This window comes from Variovorax sp. AC194, from assembly GCF_979257995.1.
This window is the reverse complement of the sequence record NZ_OZ409823.1, coordinates 2,465,382-2,477,962: the sequence shown is the minus strand read 5'-3', so window position 1 is coordinate 2,477,962 and position 12,581 is coordinate 2,465,382. Positions and strand designations below refer to the sequence as shown.

Annotated in this window: 1 protein-coding gene (only partly in view); it reads right to left on the bottom strand. The window is 69.3% G+C overall.

Annotation, left to right across the window (positions count from 1 at the left end):
• Positions 1–12,581: the start of a tandem-95 repeat protein gene (locus ACZYRS_RS11985; protein ID WP_463419438.1), read on the bottom strand. Its footprint begins 15,154 nt before the window's first position; 12,581 of the gene's 27,735 nt are visible here — the first part of the coding sequence; it begins with the start codon at positions 12,579–12,581; the stop codon falls past the left edge of the window.

The window sequence follows — 12,581 nt, the reverse complement described above, 5'->3', positions numbered from 1 at the left end:
TCGGGGTTGGCCACCGGCGCATCGTTGACCGCGGCGATGTTGAAGGTGAGCGTGTTCGGCGTGGTGTCGAAGGTGCCGCCCGAGTCCTGCACCGAGAAGGTGAAGCTCGCGTAGGGGGCGCCGTTGCCGTTGGGGCCCTGCACGAAGCTCAGGAGTCCTGCCGCGATATCGCTGGCCGAAATGGTCTGGCCCGGGGTGACCACCACGCCATTGAGCAGCAGCGCGCCGTTGGCGGGGATCGTGTCGATGCGCACGCTCGCCAGGCTCTGGCCCGCATCGGCATCGGTGAACGGGAAATTGGCCGGCGTCAGGACCAGCGGCGTGTCTTCCGTGCCGTTGACCGTGGTGTCGGCGCTCTGCGGCGGCGTGTTGGCGCCGACGTTGACGGTGAGCACCGCGGTGTCCGTGCCGCCCTTGCCGTCGCTCACCGTGTAGGTGATCTGCACGGGGCCGGTCACGTTGGTGGCGGGCGTGAAGTTCAGCGTGCCGTCCGGGTTGATGGTGACGGTGCCCAGCGCCGGATTCACCGTGGCCTGCGTCACGGTGAGCAGGTCGCCGTCCACGTCGGTGTCGTTGGCGAACACCGGGATGTTCGCCAGCGGCGTGTTGATCGCCGTGCTGGCGACGTCGTCGCTCGCCACCGGGGCGTCGTTGACGGCCGTGACGTTGAAGGCGAAGGTGTTGGGCGTCGCGTCGGCGTTCTGCCCGCCATTGGCGGTGCCGCCGTTGTCCACCACCTGGAAGGTGAACGCGCCGATGCCCGCGCCGTTCGCATTGGCCGCGGGCGTGAAGGTGAGCTGGCCGAGGCTTCCCACCGGAATCACCTGCCCTGCCGTGACATCGACGCCGTTCAGGCGCAGCACGCCCTGCGCTGCGGGCGGCAGCGTCGTGATGACCACCGACTGCAGGCTGTTGGCCGGCGTGTCGCCCGCATCGGTGATCGGGAAGTCCGCCGCCGAGAAGGTGTAGGTGCCGTCTTCGTTGATCGTCACCGTGCGGTCGGCGCCCGAAGGCGCGTCGTTCGCGGCGGCGATGGTGATGGTCGCCGTGTCGGTGTCCGTCAGCGTGCCGCCGGCGCCGGTGTTGCCCAGGTCGCTGGTGGTCATGGTCAGCGTGACGCTGCCGTTTTGGTCGGCCACCGGCGTGTAGTTCGGCCGCGCGGCGCTGGCCAGGTAGGCGTTGATGCTGGCCTGCGAGCCTTCCAGGATCAGCGTGCCCGTGCCGCTACCGGTCACGGTGACGCCTGCGCCGGATGCGGCCGTGAGCGCGCCCGTGGGCACGCTCAACGTCACGCGCATCGGGCCGCTGCCCGCGTCCGCGTCGGTGATCTGCAGGCCGGTGAGGCCGACCGTGGCGTCTTCGTTGGTGGTCCAGCCCGGGGGCAGCGTGTTGACGGGCGCGTCGTTCACCGCGCTCACCGTGAGCGTCAGCGTCGAGGTGGCGATCGCTGTGCCGTCGCTGACCGTGTACGTCACCACCGGCACGGGGCCGTTGTAGTTCGTCGCGGGCGTGAAGGTGTAGCTGCCGTTCGCGTTGATCACCAGCGTGCCGACGCCCGCGAGGGTCGCGGTCTGTCCCGCGGCGAAGGTGCCGTCGCCTGCGATGGTGAAGCTCGTGACCGTGAGCGCATTGCCGTCGATGTCGGTGTCGTTGGCCAGCACGTTGCCCGTGGCGGGCACGTCTTCGGTCACGGTGGCGGTGTCGGGGTTGCCGACCGGCGGGTCGTTGACCGCGGCGACGCTCAGGGTCAGCGTCGAGGTGTCCGCGCTCGAACCGTCGGTCATGCTGTAGGTGACCACGGGCACCGGGCCGTTGTAGTTGGCGGCTGGCGTGAAGGTGTAGGTGCCGTTGGTGTTGATCACCAGCGTGCCGACGTTCGCGATCGTCGCGGTCTGGCCTGCGGTGTAGACCGTGGCGTCGCCGGCCACGGTGAAACCCGTGACGGTGACCGGGCCGTCGACGCTCGTCGTGCCGGTGAGCACGGAGCCCGAGAGCGGCGTGTCTTCGTTCGTGCTCGCGGTCTCGTCGGCATCGGTGAACGCGTCGTCCACGGCGGCGACGGTGATCGTCAGCGTCGAGGTGTCGCCGCTGGAGCCGTCGGTCATGCTGTACGTGACCACCGGGACCGGGCCGTTGTAGTTCGCAGCCGGCGTGAAGGTGTAGCTGCCGTTGACGTTGATGACCAGCGTGCCCACGCCCGCGATGGTCGCGGTCTGGCCTGCCGTGTAGACCGTGTCGTCACCCGCGATGCCGAAGGTGGTGACCGTCACCGGGCCGTCCACGCTCGTCGTGCCCGTGAGCACGGAGCCGGTGAGCGGCGTGTCTTCGTTGGTGGTGACGGTTTCGTTGGCGTCTGTAAAGGCATCGTCCACGGGCGCGACCGTGAGGGTCAGCGTCGAGGTGTCGCCGCTCGAGCCGTCGGTCAGGCTGTACGTGACCACGGGCACCGGGCCGTTGTAGTTCGCGGCCGGCGTGAAGGTATAGCTGCCGTTGGCGTTGATGACCAGCATGCCCACATTGGCGATGGTGGCCGTCTGGCCCGCCGTGTATGTCGCCGGATCGCCCGCGACCGTGAAGCCCGTGACGGTGACCGGGCCGTCCACGCTGGTCGTGCCCGTGAGCACGGAGCCGGTGAGCGGCGTGTCCTCGTTCGTCGTGGCGGTTTCGTCGGCGTCGGTGAACGCGTCGTCCACGGGCGCTACCGTGATCGTCAGCGTCGAGGTATCGCCGCTCGATCCATCGGTGAGGCTGTACGTGACGACCGGCACGGGCCCGTTGTAGTTCGCGGCCGGCGTGAAGGTGTAGCCGCCGTTGGCGTTGATGACCAGCGTGCCGACGCCGACGATGGTGGCCGTCTGGCCCGCGGTGTAGGTGAGCGGATCGCCCGCGACGGTGAAGCTCGTGACAGTGACCGGGCCGTCCACGCTCGTGGTGCCCGTGAGCACGGAGCCTGTGAGCGGCGTGTCTTCGTTGGTGCTCGCGGTTTCGTTCGCGTCGGTGAACGCATCGTCCACGGGCGCGACGGTGATGGTCAGCGTCGAGGTGTCGCCGCTGGAGCCATCCGTCGTGCTGTACGTGACGACCGGCACCGGGCCGTTGTAGTTCGCGGCCGGGGTGAAGGTGTAGCTGCCGTTGGCATTGATGATCAGCGTGCCGACGTTGGCGATGGTCGCGGTCTGGCCCGCGGTGTAGACCGTGGCGTCGCCCGCCACCGTGAAGCCCGTGACCGTCACCGGGCCATCGACGCTGGTGGTGCCCGTGAGCACCGAGCCGGTCAGCGCGGTGTCTTCGTTCGTGCTCACCGTCTCGTCGGCATCGGTGAACGCATCGTCCACCGGCGCGACCGTGATCGCGAGCGTCGAGGTGTCGCCGCTGGAGCCGTCCGTCGTGCTGTACGTGACGACGGGCACCGCGCCGTTGTAGTTGGCGGCCGGCGTGAAGGTGTAGGTGCCGTCGGTGTTGATCACCAGCGTGCCGACGTTCACGATGGTCGCGGTCTGGCCCGCGGTGTAGACCGTGGCGTCACCTGCGATGTTGAAGCTCGTGACCGTGACCGGGCCATCGACGCTCGTGGTGCCGGTGAGCACGGAGCCGGTGAGCGGCGTGTCTTCGTTGGTGGTGACGGTTTCGTCCGCGTCGGTGAACGCATCGTCCACGGGCGCGACCGTGATCGTCAGCGTCGAGGTGTCGCCGCTCGATCCATCGGTGAGGCTGTAGGTGACGACCGGCACGGGCCCGTTGTAGTTGGCGGCCGGCGTGAAGGTGTAGCTGCCGTTGGCGTTGATGACCAGCGTGCCCACGCCGGTGATCGTCGCGGTCTGGCCTGCCGTGTAGACGGTGGCGTCGCCCGCCACGCTGAAGCCCGTGACCGTCACGGGACCGTCGACGCTGGTGGTGCCAGTCAGCACCGAGCCGGTCAGCGGCGTGTCTTCGTTCGTGGTGACGGTTTCGTTCGCATCGGTGAACGGATCGTCCACCGGTGCGACGGTGATGGTCAGCGTCGAGGTGTCGCCACTCGATCCATCGGTCAGGCTGTAGGTGACGACGGGAACAGGGCCGTTGTAGTTCGCGGCCGGCGTGAAGGTGTAGGTGCCATCGGCATTGATTACCAGGGTGCCGACGTTCGCAATCGTCGCAGTCTGTCCTGCGGTGTACGTCGTGCCGTCGCCGGCCACCGTGAAGTTGGCAACTGTGACCGGGCCGTCCACGCTCGTGGTGCCGGTGAGCACCGAGCCCGAGAGCGGCGTGTCTTCGTTGGTGGTGACCGTCTCGTTCGCGTCGGTGAACGGATCGTCCACCGGGGCCACGGTGATGGTCAGCGTCGAGGTGTCGCCGCTGGAGCCATCGGTCATGCTGTACGTGACCACCGGCACGGGACCGTTGTAGTTGGCCGCCGGCGTGAAGGTGTAGCTGCCGTTCGCGTTGATCACCAACGTGCCGACGCCCACGATGTTGGCGGTCTGCCCGGCGGTATGGACGGTGGGATCGCCCGCCACCGTGAAGGTGGTGACGGTGACGGGGCCGTCCACGCTCGTCGTGCCCGTGAGCACCGAGCCCGTGAGCGGCGTGTCTTCGTTGGTGGTCACCGTCTCGTTGGCGTCGGTGAACGGATCGTCCACCGCGGTCACGCTGAACGTCAGCGTCGAAGTAGCCGTGGCTGTGCCGTCGGTGACCGTGTAGGTCGCCACCGGCACCGGCCCGTTGTAGTTCGCGGCCGGCGTGAAGGTGTAGCTGCCGTTCGTGTTGATCATCAGCGTGCCGACGTTCGCGATGGTCGCGGTCTGGCCTGCGGTGAAGGTGTTGCCGCCGACGACGAACTGCGTCACCGTGAGCGGCCCGCCTTCGACATCCGTGTCGTTGGTCAGCACATTGCCCGTGGCCGGCGTGTCCTCGTTGGTGACGACGCTGTCGGGGTTGGCCACCGGCACGTCGTTGACCGCCGCGATGTTGAAGGTGAGCGTGTTGGGCGCGGCGTCGAACGCGCCGCCCGAGTCCTGCACCGAGAAGGTGAAGCTCGCGTAGGTCGCGCCGTTGCCGTTGGCGCCCGGCACGAAGGTGAGCCGCCCCGCGGCGATGTCGGCCGCGGTGACGGTCTGGCCCGCGGCGACCGCCACGCCATTGAGCAGCAGCGTGCCGTTGACGGGCAAGGTGTCGATGCGCACGTTCGTGAGCGTCTGGCCCGCGTCGGCATCGGTGAAGGGAAAGTTCGCCGTCGTCAGCACGAGCGGCGTGTCCTCGGTGCCGTTGGCGGTCGTGTCGGCGCTCTGGGGCGGCGTGTTGGCGCCCACGTTGACCGTGAGGACCGCGCTGGCCGTGCCGCCGTGGCCGTCGCTCACCGTGTAGGTGATCTGCACCGGGCCCGTCACGTTGGTGGCGGGCGTGAAGTTGAGCGTGCCGTTCGGATTGACCGTGACGGTGCCGAGCGCCGGGTTCACCGTCGCGCCGGTCACGCTGAGCGCATCGCCGTCCACATCGGTGTCGTTCGCCAGCACCGGGATGTTCGCGAGAGGCGTGTTGATCGGCGTGCTGGCCGAGTCGTTGGCGGCCACCGGCGCGTCGTTCACGGCCGCGACATTGACGGTCACCGTCGCGGTCGCGGTGCCGCCGTTGCCGTCGCTCACCGTGTACGTGAAGCTCGCGGCGCCATTGAAATTCGCCGTGGGCGTGAAGACCACATTGCCGCCCACGAGGCTCACCGTGCCGCCGACGGCGCCCTGCACGCTGGTGATGGTGAGCGTGTTGCCTTCCACATCGGTGTCGTTGCCCAGCAGGTTCGCCACCGGGATCGAGAGCGGCGTGTCTTCGGTGGCAGCGACCGTGTCGGGGTTGGCCACGGGCGCGTCGTTGACGGGTGTGACGTTGAAGGCGAAGGTGTTGGGCGACTGGTCGGTGTTCTGTCCGCCGTTGGCCGTGCCGCCGTTGTCCACCACCTGGAAGGTGAACGCACCGAGGCCGTTGCCGTTCACATCGGCCGCCGGCGTGAAGGTGAGCTGGCCGAGGCTCCCCACGGGAATGACCTGCCCCGCCGTCACCGCGACGCCGTTCAGCCGCAGCACGCCCTGTGCCGCCGGTGGCAGCGTGGTGATGACCACCGATTGCAGGCTGTTGGCCGGCGTGTCGCCCGCATCGGTGATCGGGAAGTCCGCCGCCGAGAAGGTGTAGGTGCCGTCTTCGTTCAGCGAGACGGTGCGGTCCGCGCCCGAGGGCGCGTCGTTCACCGCGGTGAGGGTGATGGTCGCCGTGTCGGTGTCGGTCAGCGCGCCGCCGGTGCCGGTGTTGCCCAGGTCGCTGGTCGTCATGGTCAGCGTCACGCTGCCGTTGGCGTTCGCGACCGGCACGTAGTCCGGCCGCGCCGCGCTCGCGAGGTAGGCGTTGATGCTGGCTTGCGTGCCTTCGAGCACGAGGGTGCCCGTGCCGCTGCCCGTCACCGTGACGCCTGCGCCCGATGCCGCCGTGAGCGAGCCCGTGGGCACGCTCAGCGTCACGCGCATCGGCCCGGTGCCCGCGTCCACGTCGGCGATCTGCAGGCCGGTGAGGCCGGCTGTCGTGTCTTCGTTCGTGGTCCAGCCGGCGGGCAGCGTGTTGACCGGCGCATCGTTCACCGCGCTCACCGTGAGCGCGAGCGTCGAGGTGGCGGTCGCCGTGCCGTCGCTCAGCGTGTACGTGACCACCGGCACTGCGCCGTTGAAGTTCGCGGCCGGCGTGAAGGTGTAGCTGCCGTTGGCATTGACCACCAGCGTGCCCACGCCCGCAATGGTCGCGGTCTGCCCCGCGGTGAAGGTCGAGCCGTTGACCACGAACTGCGTGACCGTGAGCGCATCGCCATCGACGTCGGTGTCGTTGGCCAGCACGTTGCCGGTGACGACCGTTTCTTCGGCGCCGGTGCCCGTGTCCGCATTGCCGACCGGCGCGTCGTTGACCGCCGTGATGTTGAAGGCGAAGGTGTTGGGCGACTGGTCGGTGTTCTGGCCGCCATTGGCGGTGCCGCCGTTGTCCACCACCTGGAAGGTGAACGACCCGATGCCCGTGCCGTTCGCATTCGCCGCGGGCGTGAAGGTCAATTGGCCGAGACTGCCCACCGGAATCACCTGCCCCGCCGTCACCGCCACGCCGTTCAGGCGCAGCACGCCCTGCGTTGCGGGCGGCAGCGTGGTGATGACCACCGACAGCAGGCTGTTGGCCGGCGTGTCGCCGGCATCGGTGATCGGGAAGTCCGCGGCAGAGAAGGTGTAGGTGCCGTCCTCGGCGATCGTCACCGTGCGGTCCGCGCCCGAGGGCGCGTCGTTCACCGTGTTGATGGTGATGGTCGCCGTGTCGGTGTCGGTCAGCGTGCCGCCGGTGCCGGTGTTGCCGAAGTCGGTGGTGGTCATGGTCAGCGTCACGCTGCCGTTCTGGTTCGCCAGCGGCTGGAAGTTCGGCCGCGCCGCGCTCGCAAGGTACGCGTTGATGCTGGCCTGCGAGCCTTCGAGCACGAGCGTGCCGGTGCCGCTGCCGGTCACGGTGACGCCTGCGGCCGAGGCCGCCGTGAGCGTGCCGGCCGGCACGCTCAGCGTGACGCGCATGGTGGCGCTGCCCGCATCGACGTCGGTGATCTGCAGGCCGGTGAGGCCGACCGCCGCGTCTTCGTTGGTCGTCCAGCCCGCGGGCAGCGTGTTGACCGGGGCGTCGTTCACCGCGGTGACGGTGATGGTGAGCGTGGAGGTGACGGCGGTGGTGCCGTCGCTCACCGTGTAGGTGGTCACCACCGGCGGTGTGCCGTTGTAGTCGGCGGCCGGCGTGAAGGTGTAGCTGCCGTTGGCGTTGATCACCAGCGTGCCCACGCCCGCGATGGTGGCGGTCTGCCCTGCGGTGAAGGTCGAGCCGTTGACCACGAACTGCGTGACCGCGAGCGGGTCGCCGTCCACGTCGGTGTCGTTGGCCAGCACATTGCCGGTGACGGGTGTGTCCTCGGTGCCGGTGGCGCTGTCGGGGTTGATGACCGGGGCGTCGTTCACGGCCGTGACGTTGAAGGCGAAGGTGTTGGGCGTCGCGTCGGTGTTGAGGCCCCCGTTCGCCGTGCCGCCGTTGTCCACCACCTGGAAGGTGAATGCGCCCAGGCCGTTGCCGTTGAGGTTGGCGGCCGGCGTGAAGGTCAGTTGCCCGAGGCTCCCCGCGGGGATGACCTGTCCCGCCGTCACCGCCACGCCGTTCAGGCGCAGCACGCCCTGCGAGGCCGGCGGCAGCGTGGTGACGATGACCGACTGCAGTCCGTTGGCCGGCGTGTCGGCCGCATCGGTGACCGGGAAGTCCGCGGCCGAGAAGGTGTAGGTGCCGTCTTCGTTGAGCGTGACCGTGCGGTCGGTGCCCGATGGCGCATCGTTCACCGCGGCGATGGTGATCGTTGCCATATCGGTGTCGGTCTGCGCGCCGCCGCCGCCAGCATTGCCCAGGTCGGTGGTGGTCATGGTCAGCGTCACGCTGCCGTTGGCGTTCGCCAGCGGCACATAGTTCGGCCGCGCCGCGCTCGCGAGGTAGGCATTGATGCTGGCCTGCGAGCCTTCGAGCACCAGCGTCCCCGTGCCGCTGCCGGTCACGGTGACGCCGCCGCCCGAGGCGGCCGTGAGCGAACCCGTGGGCACGCTCAGCGTCACGCGCAGATTGCCGCTGCCGGCGTCTACATCGCTGACCTGCAGGCCGGTGAGGCCGACCATCGCGTCTTCGTTCGTGCTCCAGCCCGCGGGCAGCGTGTTGACCGGCGCATCGTTGACCGGCGCGACGTTGACGGTCGAGGTCACGGTGTTGGAGTTCGCGGCGCTGTCGTTGACCGTGTAGGTGACGGTGCGCGCCACGGCCGAGGGGTCTTCGGAGGTGTTGGCGTACTGCACCGCGCGCAGCGCCGCCTGCCACTGCGCGGTGGTGGCGGTGTTGCCGGCCGAGCTCAGCGTCATGACGCCGGTCGCGGCGTTGTAGGTGCCCACGATGTTGCCCATCGTGGCCGGCACGTTGGTGAAGCTCAGCACGTCCTGGCCGGGCACGAAGTTGCCGGTGATGGCCACGGTGCCGCTCGCGAGCGTGGCGTTGTCCAGGTCGGAAACGGCGATGGCGCCGTTCACCGCGGTGGGCGTGCCGTTCTCGGTGTAGGTGACGCTGGAGCCGCCCGAGAGCACCGGCGCGTCGTTCACCGCGGTGACGTTCACGGTCGAGGTGAGGACGTTGGAATTGAGCGCGCTGTCGTTCACCGTGTAGCTCACGGTGCGCGCGGCGGTCGAGGGGTTGTCCGAGCCGTTGCTGTACTGCACCGCGCGCAGCGCCGCCTGCCACTGGGCCGTGGTCGCGGTGTTGCCGGCCGAGCTGAGCGTCATGACGCCCGTGGTCGCGTTGTAGGTGGCGGTGATGTTGCCCATGGTCGCGGGCACGTTGGTGAAGCCCAGGATGTCCTGGCCCGCGACGAAGTTGCCGGTGATCGCCACCGTGGCCGAGGCGAGCGTGGCGCTGTCCACGTCCGAGACAGTGATCGCACCGTTCACCGCGGCCGGCGCGCCGTTCTCGGTGTAGGTGAACGTGGAGCCGGTGCCCAGCACGGGCGCGTCGTTCACAGGCACCACCGTGATGAGCGAATGCGCGACGTTGGAGGTGAAGGCGCCGTCGTTCACGGTGACGGTGATGTCGCGCACCGGCGAGGCCGTGGGGTTCTGCAGCGTGCTCTCGAAGGTGATCGCGCCGATGGTGCTCGCATACACCGCCTTGGTGGCCGAGCCGGTGAGGTTGATCGTGGTCACCCCGCCGCTCACGCTGACGGTGTAGGCCAGGCCGTTGAGCGTGCCGGTCGAGCCGTTGGCCAGCGCCACGCCGCCGATGCGCATGAGGTCGCCCGCCTGCCCGTTGGTGAGCACGATCTGCGCCGAGACCATGTTGGTCGAGTCGCTGTCCACGATGGAGGCGTCGGTGTCCGAAATGGCGACCGGCGCGCCGTCTTCGGTGTAGGTGCCGCTCCAGTCGCGGCCCGGCGTGATGTCCGCCGAGGTGAACACGCGCACGTTGTCGATCGACACGTCGTCGCCCGCGGCCAGCAGCGTCGTGTCGGGCGTGAAGTTGAAGACCAGGTTGCCGGCGTTGGCGACCGTGCTAGGCAGGTTGATGGTGATGTCGGTGTAGGTCCAGTTGCCGAACGTGCTCGGCGCGACGATGGTGCTCGGGCCGGTGGCGCCGTTCGAGTAGACGACGGTGGCGATGTTCGGGTTCAGCCCCGAGCGGCCGGTGGTGATGGTCGCGTAGACCACGCCGCCCACGCTCACGGTGAGAACGGACGAGGCGTTGGAATCGGGGAAGCCGTTGTTCCAGCCGAAGCCGAAGACGATCTGCGCCGCGCCGCTGGTGCCCGGCCCCGACTGCAGCCCCGTGAGGCCGGCCTGCGTGAGCGAGCCGGAGGTGATGTCGGAGGTCCACTGGGCGTGGTCGCCGGCGAAGGTGGTCGAGCCCGTCGAGGTCCAGCCCGTGCCGCCGCCGGTGAAGCCGCCGTTGTTCACGACGTCGGTGGTGTTGGTGCCCGAGTTCAGGTCGATGACCGGCGGCACCTTGTCGTAGGAAAAATCGGCCGTGAGGTCCGAGCCGCCGATGCTCGCGAGCGAGATGGCCCGGAACGCGGCGCCGTTGGTCGGCGAGCTTCCGCCCAGCGCGCCGTTGGTGTCGGTCACGCGCACCACGTAGGCGCCGGGCAGCACGCCGGTGAACAGGTAGTTGCCCGTCGCGTTGGTGGTGTCGGTGGCGAGCACGCGCTCGCCCGTGTCGGCCACGCCGTTGCCGTTGACGTCGTCGATCAGCTGCACCGTGACGTTCGCGATGCCGGTGTCGCCGGCGCCGAAGACGCGGTCGCCGTTGTTGTCGTCGAAGATCCTGTCGCCGATGGTGCCGGTGGCCGGCACGGCGCCGGCGCCGTCGGCCACCGAGCCGCCGATGGCGGTCGAGCCGTTGGTGGTGACGTTCACCGTCGAGACCAGCGCGCCGGTCGCCGGGTTGAGGCTCTGGATCGTGGTGCCGCCGATGGCATAGAGGCCGCCGTTGGTGCCGGTGGCCAGCTGGATCGAGGTCGGGCTGTAGGCCACGTTGGTCAACTGGTTGCCGGTCGCAAGGTCCCAGCGCACGAACGAGCGCGTGGTCGCGTCGTTGCTGCCCACGCTCACCAGCGCGTTGTTGGCCGTGTCGATGGCCAGGTCGCCCCATTCCGCACCGCCGGCAACGGCGCTCACGAACACCGAGGTGCCGGTGATGCTGCGCCCGTCGGCCGCGAACACGAGGCGGAAGATGCGGTCGGACGTGGTGCCGCCGACGTTCTCCACGCCCAGGTACATCGCGCCGTTGTAGTAGGCCGCGCCGCCGCCGCTCACGCCCTGGTCGCCCGCCACGACGAGGCTGCCGTTGTCGGTGATGTTCGAGTCGATGAGGATGTGGGTGTTGTTGATGTAGTCGTAGGCAAAGAGCGCCCGCGACGTGGTGGAGGTGCCGTCCAGGTAGTAGATGAGCCCGGCCGCCGCATTGAGCGACAGCGCGTTGGGCGTGTCGCCCACCGCGATGCCGCCGACCGTCGCGGGCACGTTGGTGAGCGTGGTGGCCTTGCCGGTGGTGACGTCGATGCTCACGATCGTGCGGCCGTACACGGCGAGCACGGCGCCGCTGCCGGTGTTCACGGCCGCATCGAGCGTGCTGTCGTAGGCGGCCTGCGCGTGGTCGTCGACCACCACGCGACTCTCGATGTGGCCGACCTGGTATTCGAGGTTCCAGTTGCCGCCCAGGCGCTGCGCACCGGTGAGGTCCACCGAGGCCGCGACGTCCGCGCCCGTCAGGCGCGAGAGGCTGTGCGTGAACTGCTCGCCCACCACGCCCTGCGCGGTGTCGCAGCCGTACAGGAGGATGTCGCCGTCGCGGCCGAGCGCGCTGCCGATGGCCGCGAGTTCGGCCGACCGCGCGGAGAGGTCGGCGTTGTCGTACACCGCATTGCCCAGCCGCAACTCGCCCGGGTCGCCGTGCGAAATGATGTGGATCGCGCCGACGTCGGTGCGCCCGCGCAGCGCGCTCGCGATCTGCGAGAGGCCGTCGGAGCGGCTGTCCAGGAACACCACTTCGGCCGACGGGTCGATGCCCTGCAGCAGCGTCGACACGTCCGAGATGCCGGGGTCGATGAAGACGATCTGCGCGCCCTGGTTCTCGCGCGGCGCGAGGGCCTGCAGCGCGTGGCCGAGGCCATCGAACGCAGAGGTGCCGCCGTGGTCCGCCGTGCCGGTCTTCTCATCGACCGACGTGTACATGTAGGAGGTGTCTTCGCTCCAGCCATTGGCCAGGGTGGCGGGCGCCGCGGGAGCGGGCGCCTGCGCGTGGTCGGCCTGGTCAGCCTGGCCGGCTTGTCGCGCGGCATCGGCGACGGCGGCATCGGCCTGCTGGGCCGCGGCCTGCGCCGCGAGCACTTCGGCGCCGGTTGCCACGGCCGCGGCGTCGAACATGTAACGGGCCTCCAGCGCCATGGCGCGAAGCCCCGCGCTCTGGGGCGCGGCCGCTGCAGAAAGATCGGCGGCACGCGGGGTGCCGGTGCGGGAGGATTTTTTTGCCAT